The organism is Aquimarina intermedia, from assembly GCF_008124785.1.
Taxonomy (GTDB): domain Bacteria; phylum Bacteroidota; class Bacteroidia; order Flavobacteriales; family Flavobacteriaceae; genus Aquimarina; species Aquimarina intermedia.
Map to the genome: position 1 here is coordinate 92160 of NZ_VNHU01000008.1, position 19696 is coordinate 111855.

A 19696-nucleotide genomic window follows, 5' to 3' on the forward strand; every position below is an offset into this window, starting at 1 on the left:
TTTTTTTATGTTATAAAATTGATTCAAGAATCAAGGGACAGGAACCAAGACGTAAATTAGTCTAAACTGTCAATTTTCTAATTTCTAAGAGGTTTTCCTTTTTTAAGCATATGTTCTATACGCTCCAACGTTTTACGTTCGGTTGTAAGCGACAAGAATGCTTCTCTTTCTAGATCTAGTAGATATTGCTCAGACACGTAAGAAGCTTCCGATAAATCACCACCAGCCATTACATAGGCTAGTTTGTTGGCGATCTTTCTATCATGTTCAGAAATGTATTTACCGGCTTCCATCGAGTCTGTTCCAACAAGGAACATACCCAAGGCTTGTTTACCCAATACCTTCACATCTTTACGACGAATCGGTTGCGTGTAACCTTGCTCGGCCATTAATTTGGCATGTGCTTTTGCTGTAGCGATCTGTCGATCTTTGTTCACTACTACAATATCTTTACCTTTTTGAAGGATGTTGGTGTCGTATGCTTCAGAAGCAGAGGTAGATACTTTTGCCATTCCAATAGTTAAGAAATGTTCTTGTAATACGTTCAGTTCTACATCATTTTTTTGGAATAAGTCCGACGCTCTAAGTGCCATCTCTTTGGAACCACCACCACCGGGTATCACTCCAACACCAAATTCTACAAGTCCGATATAACTTTCTGCGGCAGCCACTACTTTATCAGCGTGTAGCGTCATCTCACAGCCACCACCCAGTGTCATACCGTGCGGCGCAACAACCGTTGGAATAGAGGAGTAGCGCAATCGCATACATGAGTCCTGAAAATACTTAATAGCCATATTCAACTCATCATATTCCTGCTCTACAGCCATCATGAAAATCATACCGATATTAGCTCCTACCGAGAAGTTAGGTCCCTGATTTCCTACAACCAGTCCTTGAAAATCTTTTTCTGCTATATCAATAGCCTTGTTTAGTCCGGCAAGTACATCACCGCCAATACTATTCATTTTACTTTGAAACTCTACATTTAGGATACCGTCACCGAGATCTTCGACAACAACACCACTATTTTTAAAGACTTCGGAAGATTTTCTAATATTATCTAAAATGATAAAAGCATCTTGACCAGGCTTTTTAATCAATTCCTTTTTAGGAATATCATAAAAGTAGGTAGCTCCATTTTTAACAGAATAAAACGAAGTGTTTCCTGAAGCAATCATTTCATTTACCCATGCTGCAGGTTCCTCACCTTCAGCTTTCATCATTTCAATTCCTTTTTCAAGTCCGATAGCATCCCAAATTTGGAAAGGACCATGTTCCCATCCAAAACCGGCTTTCATTGCATCATCGATTTTGTAAAGCTCATCGGTAATTTCAGGAATACGATTCGAAACATAGGCGAAAAGCGCGGAGAAATTTTTACGATAAAACTCACCTGCTTTATCTTTTCCTTTTACCAATACTTTAAAACGATCAGCTACCTTATCAATAGTCTTAGTCATTTCTAAGGTTGGAAAAGAAGCTCTTTTATTTGCTCTGTAATCTAATGTATTAAGGTCTAAAGAAAGAATTTGTTTAGCTCCGTCTTTAGCAACTTCTTTTTTGTAGAATCCTTGTCCGGTCTTACTTCCTAACCATTTTTTCTCCATCATTGTGTCGATGAAACCTGGAAGTTTGAAGAGGTCATGTTTTTCGTCATTCGGACAGTTTTCTGCAATTCCGTTTGCTACATGAACCAAGGTGTCTAACCCAACAACATCAACCGTACGGAAAGTTGCCGATTTAGGTCGACCAATTACCGGTCCGGTAAGTTTGTCAACTTCTTCGATGGTCAGATCCATGTCTTTGACCATGTGAAATAAACTCATGATGCTAAAAATACCAACACGGTTACCGATAAACGCCGGAGTATCTTTAGCTACCACCGATGTTTTACCTAAATATTGCTCTCCATAACTGTTTAAGAAATCAAGTACTTCTGGAGCAGTGTTAGGTCCCGGAATAATTTCAAATAACTTTAAATAGCGAGGAGGGTTAAAAAAGTGTGTCCCACAGAAATGCTTCTGAAAATCTTCACTACGTCCTTCATTCATGAATTTTATTGGAATACCAGAAGTATTCGAAGTAATTAAAGTACCCGGAGTTCTATGTTTTTCAAGGTTTTCAAAAACCATTTTCTTAATATCAAGGCGTTCTACAACGACCTCGATGATCCAATCCACCTCACTTACTTTTGCGATATCATCTTCTAAGTTACCGGTAGTAATTCTATTGGCAAATTTTTGATGATAAATAGGAGAAGGTTTTGATTTTAATGAAGCGGTAAGCGCATCATTTACCAATCGGTTACGAACAACCTTATCTTCTAAGGTTAGTCCTTTTGCTTTTTCTTTATCATTAAGCTCTCTTGGCACAATGTCTAATAGTAATACTTCGACACCAATGTTTGCGAAATGACATGCAATACCGGATCCCATTATTCCTGATCCAACAACTGCAACTTTTTTTATACGTCTCTTCATTGTAAACTTCTGGTTATTTAGCTATTATAGATTCTTGATTAATATATATTTTTTTTGTTGCTATCAAATCGTTGATAATTTGAAAAACTTCTAAAAACGTGTCCAGTTTTTCTTTGGGCACATGTTTCTTCACAGCAGTATCAAAAGCAAAAACAACTCCTTTTGAGAAATTTCTCATTTCTACACCAAAAGGCGTAAGGTAAATAAGTACACCACGACCATCTTGGGGATTTTTCTTTCTATAAATCAATCCCTTTTCTTCCATGGTTTTCAACGTTCTCGAAAGACTTGTTGCTTCCATTCCCATCTTAGGACCAAGTGACGTTGATGGCGTTCCGTTTTCAGGATCAATACTTAGTAGTGCAAATCCTGTTGCCATGGTACTACCTTTTTTACTAGCTTCTTCGTTATACATTTTTGTGACAGCCATCCAGGTAGCTCTAAGTGCATAATCAATTGTTTTTTCTCTCATTCAAAAAATGTATTACAATTGTAAAAATACTAAAATTTATTATGCGTGCATAATAAATTTGATAAAAAATAATGATAAAACGATTCTATTTGTAATTAGCTATCAATTTAACAAAAAAACTCCTCAATTAATGAGGAGTTTGTTGATTTAAAGTTAAGGTGTTCTCAACTTTAAAATTCAATGAAACATTGAACTAGCCATAAATTTTTGCGTATAAATCGCTGTATCGTTGTTTGATAATTCTTCTTTTTAGCTTTAAAGTAGGAGTGAGGTGCCCTGCTTCTATGCTCCATTCATCCGGAGTAAGTTCAAAACGTTTGACCTGTTCCCACTTACCAAAACGAGCATTATGTTCTGTTACTTCTTCTTGAAAACGCTCAATTACTTTTTCGTTTGTGATCAGATCTTCATTGGAACTCCCTACTTTTAAATGTTTGCGTTCTGCCCATTCTCTCAAAAATTCAAAATTTGGTTGAATAAAAGCTGCTGGCATTTTCTCTCCCTCACCAATCACCATTATTTGTTCAATAAAACGCGATTGCTTCATCGCATTTTCGATTAATTGTGGGGCTACATATTTACCGCCCGAAGTTTTGAACATTTCTTTTTTACGATCGGTGATACGTAAAAAGCCTTCACTATCTATTTCACCTATATCTCCGGTATGAAAATATCCATCTTTTAAAACTTCTTTGGTTTTAACATCATCCTTGTAGTAGCCCATCATAACTTGTGGACCTTGCACTAATATCTCACCATCATCAGCTATCTTGACAACAGTTTCAGGAATAAGTTTCCCTACACTTCCAATTTTGAAACCGTGGTTTCTTTCATCATTAACAGAAATTACAGGTGAAGTTTCTGTTAATCCATACCCTTCCATAACCGGAATACCTGCAGCATTGTATACTCTGGCTAACCTTGGCTGAAGCGCAGCACTCCCTGAAGCTACTACCTTGATATTACCTCCCAGAGCTTCTTGCCACTTACTGAAGATTAATTTACGGGCAACACCTAATTTTTTCTCATACCACCAACCATTAGCTCCGTAAGGTTGATATTCTAACCCCAATTCTACAGCCCAAAAGAATAATTTTTTCTTTATACCTGTTAGATCAGTGCCCTTTGCAATAATCTTGTCATATACTTTTTCAAGCAAACGTGGAACTGCAGTCATGACATCAGGAGAAACTTCTTTTAGATTGTCAGAAATTGTGTCAATCGATTCGGCAAAATGAATGCTGACACCTCTATATTGATATAAATACATTAACATACGTTCGTAAATATGACAGACAGGTAGGAAACTTAAAGCCTTAGCCTCACCATCCTGAATTGGAAAACGCGTAGAGCTGTTTAATGCATTACTCACTACGTTTTTATGACTTAACATAACACCTTTAGGTCTTCCTGTGGTTCCTGAGGTGTAAATTAGTGTTGCGAGATCATCCTCTTTAACACCTGCCATTATAGCTTCTACTTCATTTTGATTGCTTACATCGATACCCAATTCAAGGACCTCATTCCAACTTTTGCACCCTGGTACATCATTAAAGCAATATACTTCTTTTAAGGTAGGTACATTATCCTTAATATTTTTTACTTTTTGATAAACTTCTGCATCCGAAACAAAACAATACGATGCACCCGAATGATTCAATACATATTCGTAATCTTCTTGAGATATCGTTGGATAGATAGGAACATCCTGAGCACCGGTTTGTAAAACACCAATGTCAACAATATTCCATTCTGTTCGATTATTGGAAGATATAATAGCAATTTTATCATTTGGTTGTACACCCAATCGTAACAATCCTCGACTGATTTTATTAGCCTGATCTATGTACTCTTGAGTAGAAGTAGCAATCCACTTGCCATCATACTTAGTAACTAATGCTTTTTTTAAATTGAAACGCTCTAATTGATAGTGAGGGAAATCAAATAATCTAGTAATTTTATTCATAAGTTGTTTTGGGTATTATTGATGCTATGGGCATAATCAACTGTCAGAACATGTTACAAAATTTATTGCTTTGTTAACAGTGGTATTGACTCAAAATTATTATGCGCGCATAGTTTCGCAAATTATAAAAAATCTAATAATCTGCAACCCTAATATATAAAAAAACGTTTAAACCTTTATTAATCTGATAACATAATATGTGTTCGACTATCAAAATGATGGAGATACCACCATAATATTCTTTATTCTTGAATAAAAACAGTGTTAAATTGCTGAATTAAAACTCTAATCTTCAGTTGTAAGAGGAGAACTAATTATTATTATAGAACAAAAATGCCGGTAAACTACCGGCATTTTTATTTAACATATGTGATTTTTTATGCATTCTTAGCGTCAATCCATTCTTTTGCATTTACAAAAGCTTCTAACCATGGTGATACTTCATCGGTGCGTCCTTCTGGATAATGTGCCCAATTCCACTGAAAAATAGAACGCTCTATATGAGGCATCATAACTAAATGTCGACCCGTAGTGTCTGTCATCATAGCAGTATTATAATCCGATCCATTGGGATTGGCAGGATACTGATCGTAGCCATACTTGGCAACTATTTCATATTCCTTCTCAGCTAAGGGTAGCTCAAAGCGTCCCTCTCCGTGAGATATCCATACACCAAGGGTGCTACCTTTGAGGCTAGACAACATTACTGAATTATTTTCTTGGATAGTTACAGAGGTAAAGCCGCTTTCGTGTTTATTAGATGTATTGTGAAGCATCTTCGGTTTTGTATCATGCTCAGGATTAATTTTACCCAACTCAATAAATAGCTGACATCCATTACATATTCCTACAGAAAGTGTGTCTTCTCTGTTAAAGAAATTGGTCAATGCGGTGTTTGCTTTTTCGTTATATAAAAATGCTCCGGCCCAACCTTTGGCTGACCCTAAAACATCACTGTTCGAAAACCCTCCAACGGCACCTATAAACTGAATGTCCTCAAGCGTTTCGCGTCCTGAAATCAAATCAGTCATATGAACATCTTTGACATCAAAGCCAGCTAAAAACATGGCATTTGCCATTTCACGTTCAGAGTTACTACCTTTTTCTCTAATAATAGCTGCTTTTGGTCTATCGGTTTTGGAAGTGTTTTTTGGTAATTTACCGGTAAACTGTTTCGGAAATGTAAACTGAAGCGGTTGCTTTGAGTAATTATGGTAGCGATCAGTAGCTAAGTTATTAGCTGTTTGTTGTTGATCTAATAAATAAGAAGTTTCGAACCAAGTATCACGTAGAGCTATAATATCCAATGTGATCGCATCATCTCCGTTTTTGATGACTAAATCAGCACTTTCAGTTACGGTACCTATTTCAAAAAATTCGATCTCATTTTCAGTAAAAAAGTTTTCAATTTCTTTTTCTGCTTGTAAAACAATACCGGCATTTTCAGCAAATAAAAGCTTTATAAGATCAGTTTCACCTAATGCTGTCAAATCTAAATCTGCTCCCAAATTTTGATCAGCAAAACATAATTCAAGTAAAGTTGTTATCAACCCACCCGAGGCAACATCGTGACCCGCATGTAGTAGATTTGATTTAATGGCTTGTTGAATTGTATTAAAAACCTTCTTAAAGTTATCAGGATTGTTAATAGTTGGTGCATCGTTACCAATCTTATTTAGCGTTTGTGCAAAGGACGATCCTCCTAATTTGTAAGTGTCCTGAGACAAATTAATATAGTAAATTTTAGCAGTATTCTTCTTTAGTACAGGCTCAACTACATTTGTTATATCATTACAATTTCCGGCGGCCGAAATAATTACCGTACCGGGAGCAATAACTTCTTCGTTAGCGTATTTCTGCTTCATGGATAAAGAATCCTTTCCTGTAGGAACATTAATGCCAAGTGCTATGGCAAAATCAGAAATTGCTTTTACGGCTTCGTATAAGCGCGCATCTTCTCCTTCATTTTTACATGGCCACATCCAGTTGGCAGATAAAGAAACAGAGGTTAAGCCATCTTTTAACGGAGCCCAGATAATATTAGATAAGGCCTCGGCTATAGAGTTTCGTGACCCGGCTTTAGGATCAACTAAACCAGAAATAGGAGAGTGACCTATACTGGTTGCTATCCCTTCTTTTCCTTTGTAATCCAACGCCATAACGCCGCAGTTGTTTAAAGGAAGTTGTAAAGGACCCGCACATTGTTGTTTTGCCACTTTACCACCAACACAACGGTCAACTTTATTCGTTAACCAGTCTTTGCAAGCCACAGCTTCCAATTGAAGTACTTGGTGTAGGTATTCATGAATATTATCTGAACTATACTGTAAAGATTCATAATTACGTGTGATAGTTGAATCTTTTAATTCTGTTTTGGGTGAACTCCCAAACATGTCAGTAAGATCCATGTCCATTGGTTTTTCGCCCGTTGTTTTTGATTCAAAGGTAAAACGATGATCACCCGTTACATCACCTACGGTATACATAGGGGAGCGTTCACGATCTGCAATACGTTTTAAAGTACTGACATCTTTTTCTCCAATGACCAATCCCATGCGTTCCTGAGATTCGTTACCGATAATTTCTTTAGCAGACAATGTAGGATCTCCTACAGGAAGCGCGTCAAGATCTATTTTACCACCAGTTTCTTCTACTAACTCTGATAGACAGTTAAGGTGCCCGCCGGCTCCATGATCATGAATGGAAACAATAGGATTGGTTTCACTCTCCACCATACCCCGTATCGCATTAGCAGCACGTTTTTGCATTTCCGGATTAGAACGTTGTATAGCGTTGAGTTCGATACCACTGCTCAACTCTCCCGTATCTGCTGATGAGACTGCAGCGCCTCCCATTCCTATTCGGTAGTTCTCACCACCAAGTATTACAATCTTGTCTCCGGTTTTCGGAGTATCTTTTAGTGCCTGGTCTGCCTTACCATAACCAATTCCGCCAGCCTGCATAATTACTTTATCAAAGCCAAGCTTGCGTGCACTTTCTTCATGTTCAAAGGTTAAAACGGATCCGGTAATAAGCGGTTGTCCGAATTTGTTACCAAAGTCTGAAGCTCCGTTAGAGGCTTTTATCAGGATGTCCATCGGCGTTTGGTATAACCAATCTCTCTCCTTCATGGCTTTTTCCCATGGACGGTTTTCTTCTAGCCTTGAGTAGGAGGTCATATACACTGCACTTCCTGCTAAGGGCAGGGAACCTTTACCACCGGCAAGACGATCACGAATTTCTCCACCAGAACCGGTCGCAGCTCCATTAAAAGGCTCTACGGTAGTTGGAAAATTATGGGTTTCTGCTTTCAAAGAGATGACACTATCAAAATCAGTTTCTTGATAAAAATCGGGGCGATCTGCCGTTTTTGGAGCAAATTGTGTGACTTTTGGTCCTTTAATAAAAGCAACATTGTCCTTATATGCCGACACTATATCATTAGGATGTGTTTCTGAAGTTTTTCTAATTAACTTAAACAAGGAAGTTGGCATCTCTTTACCATCAATTGTAAAGGTTCCATTAAAAATTTTATGACGACAATGTTCGGAGTTTACCTGAGAGAAACCAAATACCTCTGAGTCGGTTAATGATCGTCCTATTTTCTTTGCTATTTGCTCAAGATATAGTATTTCTTCTTCGTTGAGTGCTAAGCCTTCTTTAGCATTATATGCGGCAATATCATCAATTTCAAGAACGGTTTCTGGGGCTATGTCGATAGTAAAGATGGCTTGATCTAATCTAGGATACTTTTGAGAGAGCATAGGATCGAATTGATCAAAAGCATCAGACACGGCCTTAAATTCTTCAATTCTAATGATACCATCTACACCCATGTTTTGAGTAATCTCAACAGCGTTGGTACTCCAAGGGGTAATCATCGCGGCACGGGGACCAACAAAAAAAGCGTCAATAGACGCCATGGATAGTTGAGGTTGGTTGCCAAATAACCAGATAAGTTTCTTACTGTTTTCGGTCGAAATTTCTTTTTCAGTCTGAACTGCAAATACTTTTTCCTTTGGGTTTCCGAAGAAATTAATCATGCTTCGCTTATTTATGTTGTGCGTTAGTAAGCTGCAAATTTACTCTTTTATCTGTAATAATTTGCATGAAAAAAACCAGTAAATAAACAGAGTTATTCACTGGTTTTTAAAAGTTTTTTAGTCTTAAAAATACGTAAGAAATTGTATGTCGTTCTACGCTTTCTTTTCTAACAAGGCCATATAAAATCCATCATATCCTGAAACATGAGACAAAACCTTTTTATCTTTTATAAAATTAAATTCCTGCCCGGCCTCACTAGCCAAAAAGTTTTTTACTTGTTGTTCGTTCTCTGATGGCAATATGGAACAGGTCGCATACACTAATTTACCGCCTGCTTTTACTATTTTTGAGTAATCATTAAGGATGGTACGTTGTGTTTCTCTAATTTGATCCAAAAATTCGGGTTGTAACTTCCATTTTGCATCCGGATTTCTGCGCAGTACACCAAGTCCGCTACACGGAGCGTCTATTAATACACGATCAGCTTTACCGTGCAGTTTTTTAATATCTTTTGTACTTTCAATGACTCTGGTCTCAATATTATGAGCTCCCGCACGACGAGTACGTCTTTTAAGTTCTTTTAATTTATTTTCATAAATATCCATGGCTATGATTTGCCCTTTATTTTCCATCAAAGCAGCAATATGCAAAGATTTTCCACCAGCACCCGCACAGGTATCAACTACGCGTTGACCAGGTTTTACATCGAGAAACTGAGCGACCAACTGGGATGAGGCATCTTGTACTTCAAAGAAACCATCGGTAAATGCTTTGGATGAGAACACATTCATTCGCTCTGTTAGTTGTAAAGCATCTGGGTATCCTTTAATAAATTCAGTATCTACTTCCTGATCTTCAAGAACACTACGCAACTTATCACGTGTAATCTTCAAGGTATTGGCACGAAGTACAACCGGAGCCTGGATATTTAGTGCAGCAATCTCTTTGTCCCATTTTGCACCCAATTCCTTTTCTCCTAAGGCATCCAACCAATCAGGAATGGACTCTCTGTATTTTCTTATTTTTATTAATTCGTCAAACTTACCTTTGATACGACGTGTAGGGGTAGGTTCAATTTGTTTCCAATCAGGTAGTGTGATACCCCTCAATGTTGCCCATACTGCAAAGAGACGAAAGGCGTTCTCTCTGGAATAAGGCGCACCAACTTCTGCGATTTCAGAATATAATCTTTTCCATCGTACGATTTCGTATAAGGTTTCTGCTACAAAACTACGGTCTCTGGAGCCCCAACGCTTATCTCTTTTTAATAGATTACGCACGACTTTGTCGGCATATTTACCTTCGTTGAAGATTTCTCGTAATCCGTCAACGACGGCAAAGACTAAATTTCTATGTAAACGCATTGTATTTTTTTAAGGGTTGCAAAGGTAATTGTTTGATTTAGAATAGTGTTATATTTAGCCCTAAAATATTACTATGCGATTCTCAATTTACCTAGTAAGTAGTGTTATCTTTTTTGCTTGCGGAGAACAACAGAAGGCTGTCGTTCAACGAGATTTCAATCAAGTAACAGTTCAAATGCTTTCTACGGATACGATGAGTATCCGTTCTTTGACTCAAATTAATGATTCTATTATTGGATTTGGCTATGATAAAGGGTATGGTTTTCTAAATTTGATAACGACCGATAAAACGTTGTTTCCTGTTGATAATTCAAATTTTATCTCACAAGATGCGCAGTCAGCAACTGCTGAGCAGAGGGCAACAGCTTTTTCGGGATCACATTTCTTTTCTCTGGGAGTAGGATCTCCTGCAGTTTTAAGAAAGCACGATGTCAATACTGGTCAGAGTCGTATCGTATATGTCCAACAGCACGAAGCAGTTTTTTATGACGCTATGGCTTTTTGGAACAAAAACGAGGGGATTGCTATGGGAGATCCAACCGATGATTGTATGTCGATCCTAATAACGAGAGATGGTGGCGAACAGTGGAAAAAAATAAACTGTGAGCGTTTACCAGAGATTGTAAAGGGAGAAGCTGCCTTTGCTGCAAGTAATAGTAATATTGTACTACATGAGGAAAATGTCTGGATAGTTTCAGGAGGTGTGGTAAGCCGCGTGTATCATTCTTCGGATAAAGGGAATAGCTGGAGTGTGGTGAGTACTCCGATGATCTCTGGTGCATCAACGACAGGTGCTTATGCTATGGATTTTTACGACACCCAACATGGGATGATTGTAGGAGGAGATTATACTAAACCCGCAAGTAATAACGCAAATAAAGCTGTAACTAAGGATGCGGGTAGATCCTGGAATCTGGTAGCTGATAATAACGGACCGGGATATAAAAGTTGTATACGTTACGTGCCTCATAGTGGAGGTGATAAAGTAGTAGCCATTGGAGTCACGGGCGTTTCTTACTCTCCTGATAACGGAAACACCTGGAAAAATTTAAGTGAAGAAGGCTTTTATACCATGCAATTTCTCAATGACACGACAGCCATAGCCGCAGGTAAAAATAAAATCGCCACATTACATTTTCAATAGGGTAGAAGACGTACAGTTATTCTTTTGATTTTTGTCGTAATCGTTGCATTAATTTTTTATGAAACTCATATTCTGCTCTAAAAAGTAATAAAATCTTGTGACTTGAAATAACTTTTTTGAGATCTGTGATCATTGCAAGTTTTGTAGAGAGTTGTTTCTGTTCAGTCTCGCGATACTCATTTAAAAGTTCTTTGGCAGTTGTTTCCGATTGTTCCTGTTCTGATTGTGATTTGAAGGTTCTAAAAATTTGACGTTCCTTTCGTTTTAAGTCATGCATTTGCGTGTCATATTTATTATAAACAGGCCAAAATTTTGTTGCCTCGTCTGAGGATAGCTGGAGCTGTTCTGTAAAAAATGCAATTTTATACGCTTTAATTTTTTCTCTTGAATTCTTTTGTGCTGTACCAAACTGGACAGCAAAAAGGATGCTTAAAATTAGACTAATCTTTTTCATAGGTTTTATTCTTGTATAAGTAAATCTACTTGTATGTCTTCTGATAATAAATAATTTTCAATATTCTTTTCTTCAATCGACGAGAAACTCATTGTATTCGTCAATTCTTCTGTCGTACTATATAAATAGCTTTGATAGTTTTCATAGTCAATAGGTTCTTCACCCAAATAATTTTCTATATCCGCTATAGTAAGGTCATTAATTGTAAACGTTTTTGAAGGAGCATTAACAATAGTGAGTATTAGGATAAACACAGCAGCTATGGATGCCATGACCGTTAGCTGGGTTTTTGTAAGATAAAAAATAGGACTGTGCTGTTTCTGCTTAGAATGATTAAAAACACCTTCGGATAAGGTTTTAAAATAACCTTCTGGCACGATAAAACCAGTTTTAGCAGGTTTTGAAACTACGGGAACCTTCGTGGTACTATTCACAGCATTATACAATGACTCATTTAATGTTTCAAAGTAATTTTCTGGAGTTGTGAATCCTGATTCAGGTATGTTGTTATGAGATGATTTCACCTTTTTTTTAATTATCTTGATGGTTCTTGATGTAACTTTCTATTTTTTTTGATGCCAGATGATAAGTAGCCTTAAGTGCTCCTTCACTAATTTCTAAAATTTGTGCAATTTCCTTATACTTTAGATCCTCAAAATATTTCATATTAAAAACTTGTTGTTGCCTTTGAGGTAGGGTAGCTATTGCTTTCTGTAACTTAAGTTGTAAGGCGTCTCCCTCAAAATAAACATCCGCTTCAAGATTTGCTGTCAATTGTAAATATAATTCTGCATTTGAAATATTATTCTTTTTTGCTTTAGAGTTTAAAAATGTTAAGGATTCATTAGTAGCTATACGATATAACCATGTAAAAAGCTTACTGTCTCCTTTGAAACTATCGATATATGTATGTACTTTAATAAATACATTCTGAAGGATGTCGTTGGCATCATCATGATCTTTCACCATATTCCTAATATGCCAGTATAAGGGTTTGCCATAGTGCTCAATTAGCATTTTAAAAGCGTAATCCTTATCACTACCATTAACCAGAAGCTCCGCGATATGTTGGTCTTTATTTGATGTTGCCAAGGATTCGATCGATAATAAATTTAATAGTTAATATAAGTAAGACTTTAATTTAATCAAAAGGTTTAATGCATATATAATTTTAATTGTAAGAATAAGACTACAAATAGACAGGTTGTTTAAACTTGATAGTGTTAAAAATGCTAAATTTATCGATTAAGAGCATTGTTGGTTTGGTGGATTGAATTTTCTATGGTATGTTTGTCATGTAACAATGAAATACTACTTTCATTTTCCCCAAGATGAAAGTTTTATATAAGAGTGAGTTTTAATTTTAGAATAAGCCCTAAAAATTAAGATGATTTGTGTGAAAGGAAAAAAGCGCTACTAGCGCTTTTTTTCATTTATATAGGTTTCTCAAAGGAAAACTTTGATCGCTACTTAATGCGTTCATCATATTTGTAAGAAAAAGATTACTAACACTAGTGTTTTTAGATTAACTATATGTTAAAAACACTAAATTTATCGATTAAGAACATTTTTTGTTTGGTAAATTAAATTATGAATGGTATGTTTGTCATGTAACAATGAGATACTACTTTCATTTTCCCCAAGATGAAAGTTTTATATAAGAGTGAGTTTTAATTTTAGAATAAGCCCTAAAAATTAAGATGATTTGTGTGAAAGGAAAAAAGCGCTACTAGCGCTTTTTTTCATTTATATAGGTTTCTCAAAATAAAACTTTGATCGCTACTTAATGCGCCTACCGAATTTGTAAGAAAAAGATTACGGATACAAGTATTTTTACATTAATAATATGTTAAAAATGCTAAATTTATCGATTAAAAGCATTTTTGGTTTGGTAAATTGAATTTTGTATGGTATGTTTGTCATGTAACAATGAGATACTGCTTTCATTTTCCCCAAAATGAAAGTTTTATATAAGAGTGAGTTTTAATTTTAGAATAAGCCCTAAAAATTAAGATGATTTGTGTGAAAGGAAAAGAGCGCCTACGGCGCTCTTTTCTATTTATAAATAATAAATATGTAGATGTTATTCAAAAGATTGCATGGTCACCAGTTTTTGATAGGCGCCATTTTTTGATAACAACGTTTCGTGAGTACCTTGTTCTACAATACGTCCTTTTTGCATAACCACGATTACGTCAGAATTTTGTATCGTTGATAAACGATGAGCGATAACAATACTTGTTCTGTTCTTCATCATATTTTCTAAAGCAGATTGAACCAAGCGTTCACTCTCTGTATCTAAAGCAGAGGTAGCTTCATCTAAAATCATAATGGGTGGGTTTTTAAGAACCGCACGTGCAATGGATATGCGTTGTTTTTGTCCTCCACTCAACTTGTTTCCGCTATCACCGATATTCGTATGAATGCCTTTTGGTAATTCTTTGACGAATTCCCATGCATTAGCAATTTTAAGAGCTTCTATGATTTCTTCTTCTGTAGCGTTCTCTGATCCAATTAGAAGATTATTTTGGATGGTGTCATTAAATAGAATTGAATCTTGTGTTACTAAGCCCATCAAACCGCGAAGCGACTCTTTTTTTAAGTCTTTTATTTCAATACCATCTATTGTAATTTCTCCTTCATTCACATCATAAAATCGAGTAACGAGATTTGCGATGGTGGATTTACCACTACCGGACTGCCCAACCAATGCTACCGAACTTCCTTTGGGCACAGTAAGATTAAAATCTTTGAGCACATATTCGTCTTCATACTTAAAGGAAATATTTTGAAGGCTGATATTAGTAGTAAAATCATTTTTTACAATAGCATCGGATTTATCTTGAAGAGGGGATTCTGTGTTCAAAATCTCTAAGACACGCTCTGCCGCAGCATTTCCTTTTTTAACTCCGTAATTTGCTTTCGAAATAGCTTTTGCAGGTGTCAGAATATTATACGCCAATCCAATATAGGCCAAAAACATTTCAGCTTGTAACGATTCATCAATAAACACCAATCTACCTCCGTATAATAATAGGACCGAGATTACACAGATTCCTAAAAACTCACTTGTAGGGGAGGCAAGATTTTGTCGATTGAGTAGTGTGTTTGAGTAATCGAAAAAACGATTCGTAGAAGCTTTAAATTTGTTACTGAAGGCTTTTTCAGCATTAAAACCCTTGATAACTTTCAGTCCGCCTAGAGTTTCTTCGACTATAGATAAAAATATTCCTTGTTCTTTCTGAACCTTATCAGAATGTTTTTTTAAAGATTTACCAATTAGTGATATAATAAATCCTGATACCGGAATAAAAATAAAAACAAATAGTGTCAACTTCGTACTTAAAAACAGCATAGCACCCAGTGTGAAAAGAATGGTTAGAGGTTCCCTTACAATAAGCTCCAAAATTGATAAAAAAGAATGTTGAATCTCAAGAACATCAGATGATATGCGTGCCATGGTATCTCCTTTTCTCTTTTCTGAAAAGAAAGATAAGGGAAGGCTTACTGTTTTGTCGTACAGCTCATTCCTAATATCTTTGAGTACACCATTACGCAAAAAGGTGATAAAAAACATGGCCAGATAATTGAACAGGTTTTTCAACATAAAAATAGTAATGATCCCGATAATCATATACGAAAGGACATACATTTTTCCTTCACTTTCTACAGTTTCTACAATAAAACAATTTAGTGTATCGGTCAGATAAGCTTTGGCATTTGAAATACCATTCCATACCGGTTCGTAATACTCTACATCCTTTTCTGAACTAAAAAGCACCTTCAATACAGGGATTAAAGCAATAAATGAGAGGGTGCTAAATATTGCGTAGAATATATTACATATAATATTAAGTATACCATATGTTCGATAGGGTATTGCAAAACGCAGAATTTGTTTGAAATAGGTCATGTATAATGTATCTGTAAATAGCTACAATTAATCCAACTTTAAGTCCGATTTGATAGCGTGTATTTTTTGATCTAGTTTAGTTTCAACAGCTTTGTAATCACTTTCCTCTTTTAGCGGAGCCTGCACACTGATATAGAATTTAATTTTAGGTTCTGTTCCGCTTGGGCGAGCTGCGATTTTACTTCCTTCTTCGGTATAAAAAATCAGAACATTAGACTTTGGGACATCGAGTGTTGTGACCGTGTGATCTTGTGTGTTTTCTGAAGTACTTTCTTGATAATCTTCAATGAGTACTACTTTTTCGCCACCGATTTCTTTTGGAGCTTTAGTCCTCAAATCAATCATAGTTTGCTGAATCTCCTTGGCACCATCTCTTCCTTTTTTAACGAGGGAAATTAAACTCTCTTTATAACAACCATGTTTAGTATATAAATCCAATAACATGTTATAGAAAGAACTTCCTTTATCTTTGGCATACGCAACAATTTCACAAGCGAGTAGGGTAGCGGTAACCGCATCTTTATCACGTACAAAATCCCCAACCATAAAACCGAAGCTTTCTTCTCCTCCACCAATAAAATGCTTATCAGGAAAGTCCTTGATCAATTTTGCAATCCATTTAAATCCGGTAAGTACTTCTTTATAGTCAACGTTATACGCTTCAGCGAGATTGCGCATCATGGGTGTCGATACGATAGTAGATGCTATAAACTCATTACCTTTTAAACCTTGCATTTTGTAGTGTTCTAACAGAAACCAGGTCATGGTCACCATAGTTTGATTACCATTAAGCAGCTGTAAGTTACCTTCATTATTCTTCACGGCAATACCCAGTCGGTCACAATCCGGATCTGTACCAATAACGATATCTGCATCGATCTCACGCGCCAGTTTCATCGCCATTTCTAAAGCTTCAGGCTCCTCCGGGTTTGGAGATACTACTGTTGGGAAATTCCCATCAGGACTTGCTTGTTCTGCAACAATATGAACATCGGTGTAACCCGCCTGCTTTAATGTTTCGGGAACTAGTGTTATAGAAGTACCATGTAAGGAAGTAAAAACAATTTTTGTTTGTTTTTTGGCCTCACTGGTAGCAACAAAACTTCCGTTTTTTACACTTCGCTCAATAAAGACCTGATCTATTTTATCGTCGATTAATTCAATTAACTCTGGCGTTGCATCAAATTTGATATCAGCATACGTCAGAGAGTCAATTTCCTGTATAATTTCGGCATCTTGTGGAGGAACTAATTGCCCTCCATCTTCCCAATACACTTTGTAACCATTGTATTCGGGAGGATTGTGACTAGCAGTTAATACAATACCGCATTGACAACCTAATTCTTTAACGGCAAAGGATAATTCTGGTGTGGGACGAAGTTCAGAAAATAAAAATACTTTAATGCCGTTGGCAGAAAACACATCAGCTACAAGCTTTGCCAGGGTATCACTTTGGTTTCTGCAATCATAAGCGATTACCGCTTTTGGTTGTATTTCAGGGAAGGTGCGTTTCAAATAATTACTTAGTCCCTGTGTGTTTTTTCCTAACGTATATTTATTAATTCTATTGGTCCCCACACCCATAATACCTCGCATACCACCGGTACCAAATTCAAGATTTTTGTAGAAACTCTCTTCTAGTTCTTTGGGATCAGTATTTTGTAAGTTATGGATCTCTTGTTGTGTCGTGGTGTCAAATATTGGAGTTAACCATTCGTCGATTCGTGCTTGTATATTAGAATCCTTATGCTGCATGTTCTCAAGATTTATGTGCAAAAATACTATTTTATAGCGAACTCAGGATAGAACTATCCTTTACACTTTAATCTGATCGGCAATTTTATAACGCTCTTTGTTGCGCTTACTGGTTAGGATGATTTCTCCCAGAAATCCGGCTAGAAAAAATTGCGTTCCTAACAGCATTGCTGTCAGTGCAATATAAAACTCAGGGCGCTGTGCTATCATTCTGCCCTCTGTCTCAATAAACAATTTATCGATACCCAGATATAAAGAGAAACATAGCCCGACAAAAAAGACGATGGTACCGATTAATCCAAAAAAGTGCATGGGTCTGCGCCCAAAACGTGACATAAACCAAATAGTAACCAAGTCTAAAAAGCCATTAATAAATCGATTCATGCCAAATTTTGTAGTTCCGTATTTTCTGGCTTGATGAAGGACTATCTTTTCTCCGATTTTATTGTAGCCGGCATTTTTTGCTAGCACAGGAATATAACGATGCATTTCACCATGCACATCTATATTTTTTATGACCTGACTTTTATACGCTTTCAGACCGCAGTTGAAGTCATTTAATTTAACTCCCGAAGTCTTTCTTGCTGCGGCATTAAACAGTTTTGAAGGTAAATTTTTTGCAACTACCGAGTCGTAACGTTTCTTTTTCCATCCGGATACCAGATCATAATTTTCTGCTATGATCATTTGGTATAGTTCTGGTATTTCTTCGGGGTTGTCTTGTAGATCTGCATCCATGGTAATAACCACCGTTCCTTTCGCGGCAGCAAACCCTGCATGCAAAGCTTGAGATTTACCAAAATTTCTTAAAAACCGGATGCCTTTTACAAACTCATCTTCTTGTGATAATTGTTGTATCGTTTCCCATGAACCATCGGTACTTCCGTCATCTATAAATAGAATTTCATAAGAAAAAGAATTGGATTGCATGACTTTTGCAATCCAATTATGTAATTCGGTAAGTGATTCTTGCTCATTAAGCAAAGGTATGACCACAGATATATCCACGTTTCAGATTTTTGTTACAAATACAAATTTATAAGTATTTAAGTAAAAAGTTAGATAAACTGATTAAAGTTATAAACGTTAGTGAGCAAGAAATCAAATAGCAATGTCTTTAATTAATTAAAGGTTTGTTTTTTCTGCATAACTAAACTCGCTATCAATGCGAAGATGAATCCAAAAAACAAATTGAATAGTAAGCTAAAAGCAGAAATAATGAAAGGTGATGAGAATTTTTCAGCCATTGCAGCGCTTTGATCCAACTGCTCTTGTGTAAAATCAGGGTATTGTTCCTGCATTTTTTCACGAGAAACTTCGGCCATTCTTTCCATCATATCAGGTTCGATAACTTGCATCAGTAATAAGGTCCAAACGACACTTATTAATCCGCCTACCAAGGCAATACCTATTCCTACTTTAATACCTTCTCCTAAGGTAAGAAAACCTCCATTAGCGGTTTTGTAGGCTTTAATACCATAAACAATTGCACCGATAAGGATTAAAAAACCAATAAGCGAATGCATCCAGTTTTGATCCATGTAGCTATCGGTAACATAGAGAATAACGCCAAAGACTACGGAAACAATACCTAGTAGAAGACCATAATTAATAATAATTTTTTTTGCAGAAACTTGTGTATTTTCCATTTTTGAAAGGTTTGGTTGATTATATTTGATCAGTATACAAATATAGGAAAACGTTACACGTACTACCCAAAAATCATTTTTTGCATCAAAAACATAAAAAAAGTTGCTTTGGTCTTGTAGATTCGCATAATATATTTAAATTTGCACCTCGAAAAAAGAAAAGATTATAACCATGAGAAAAGATATTCATCCTGAAAATTATAGATTAGTAGCGTTTAAAGACATGTCTAACGAAGAAGTTTTTTTAACGAAATCTACAGCGAATACTAAAGAAACTCTTGAAGTTGACGGAGTTGAATATCCGTTGGTAAAATTAGAGATCTCTAGAACGTCTCACCCTTTCTATACAGGAAAATCAAAACTTATCGATACCGCTGGTCGTATTGATAAATTCAAAAATAAATACGCTAAATTTAAAAAGTAATTTAGTTTTAAGATTTTTTTATAAGCCT

General features: G+C 36.2%; 14 protein-coding genes. 2 read left to right on the plus strand and 12 right to left on the minus strand.

What is annotated here, in order from left to right:
* Positions 1-77: 77 nt before the first annotated feature.
* The 5 genes from BD809_RS12230 to BD809_RS12250 form a co-directional block, all read right to left on the minus strand.
* Positions 78-2483 carry a 3-hydroxyacyl-CoA dehydrogenase/enoyl-CoA hydratase family protein gene (locus BD809_RS12230; RefSeq protein WP_148783268.1) on the minus strand — a complete coding sequence of 802 codons (2406 nt, stop codon included), beginning with the start codon at positions 2481-2483 and terminating at the stop codon, positions 78-80.
* A gap of 13 nt (positions 2484-2496) precedes the next feature.
* On the minus strand, positions 2497-2955 hold the full coding sequence (locus tag BD809_RS12235; protein WP_148783269.1) for a MarR family winged helix-turn-helix transcriptional regulator: 459 nt from the start codon (positions 2953-2955) through the stop codon (positions 2497-2499).
* A gap of 193 nt (positions 2956-3148) precedes the next feature.
* A complete protein-coding gene (locus BD809_RS12240; protein WP_148783270.1) occupies positions 3149-4921 on the minus strand; it encodes an AMP-dependent synthetase/ligase in 1773 nt (590 codons plus the stop codon).
* Between the two features lie 377 nt (positions 4922-5298).
* Positions 5299-8964, minus strand: a complete 3666-nt coding sequence (gene purL / locus BD809_RS12245; protein WP_148783271.1) for a phosphoribosylformylglycinamidine synthase — start codon at positions 8962-8964, stop codon at positions 5299-5301.
* A 153-nt stretch (positions 8965-9117) separates the two neighbouring features.
* Positions 9118-10329 carry an RsmB/NOP family class I SAM-dependent RNA methyltransferase gene (locus BD809_RS12250; protein WP_148783272.1) on the minus strand — a complete coding sequence of 404 codons (1212 nt, stop codon included), beginning with the start codon at positions 10327-10329 and terminating at the stop codon, positions 9118-9120.
* 73 nt (positions 10330-10402) lie between these two features.
* On the opposite strand from BD809_RS12250, the gene BD809_RS12255 reads away from it, so the two are divergent.
* Positions 10403-11473, plus strand: a complete 1071-nt coding sequence (locus tag BD809_RS12255) for a WD40/YVTN/BNR-like repeat-containing protein (protein WP_148783273.1) — start codon at positions 10403-10405, stop codon at positions 11471-11473.
* Positions 11474-11489: 16 nt separating this feature from the next.
* Here the strand turns inward: BD809_RS12255 and BD809_RS12260 are convergent, their stop codons facing one another.
* From BD809_RS12260 to BD809_RS12290, 7 genes are all read right to left on the minus strand, one after another.
* A complete protein-coding gene (locus BD809_RS12260; protein WP_148783274.1) occupies positions 11490-11927 on the minus strand; it encodes a hypothetical protein in 438 nt (145 codons plus the stop codon).
* A 5-nt stretch (positions 11928-11932) separates the two neighbouring features.
* Positions 11933-12451 (minus strand): hypothetical protein, encoded by a 519-nt coding sequence (locus tag BD809_RS12265; protein ID WP_148783275.1) that lies wholly within the window; start codon positions 12449-12451, stop codon positions 11933-11935.
* Between the two features lie 7 nt (positions 12452-12458).
* The gene (locus BD809_RS12270; protein ID WP_246131530.1) at positions 12459-13019 is read right to left on the minus strand and encodes an RNA polymerase sigma factor; all 561 of its coding nucleotides are present in this window, start codon (positions 13017-13019) and stop codon (positions 12459-12461) included.
* A gap of 991 nt (positions 13020-14010) precedes the next feature.
* Positions 14011-15840, minus strand: coding sequence for an ABC transporter ATP-binding protein (locus BD809_RS12275; protein ID WP_148783276.1), 1830 nt, complete (start codon positions 15838-15840; stop codon positions 14011-14013).
* A 27-nt stretch (positions 15841-15867) separates the two neighbouring features.
* A complete protein-coding gene (locus tag BD809_RS12280) occupies positions 15868-17595 on the minus strand; it encodes a phospho-sugar mutase (protein ID WP_148783277.1) in 1728 nt (575 codons plus the stop codon).
* Positions 17596-17655: 60 nt separating this feature from the next.
* Positions 17656-18603 (minus strand): glycosyltransferase family 2 protein, encoded by a 948-nt coding sequence (locus BD809_RS12285; RefSeq protein ID WP_148783278.1) that lies wholly within the window; start codon positions 18601-18603, stop codon positions 17656-17658.
* 113 nt (positions 18604-18716) lie between these two features.
* The gene (locus BD809_RS12290) at positions 18717-19244 is read right to left on the minus strand and encodes a DUF4199 domain-containing protein (RefSeq protein WP_148783279.1); all 528 of its coding nucleotides are present in this window, start codon (positions 19242-19244) and stop codon (positions 18717-18719) included.
* A 172-nt stretch (positions 19245-19416) separates the two neighbouring features.
* Between BD809_RS12290 and BD809_RS12295 the strand changes: the two genes are divergently transcribed.
* Positions 19417-19668 carry a type B 50S ribosomal protein L31 gene (locus tag BD809_RS12295; RefSeq protein ID WP_027411739.1) on the plus strand — a complete coding sequence of 84 codons (252 nt, stop codon included), beginning with the start codon at positions 19417-19419 and terminating at the stop codon, positions 19666-19668.
* Positions 19669-19696: the final 28 nt, after the last annotated feature.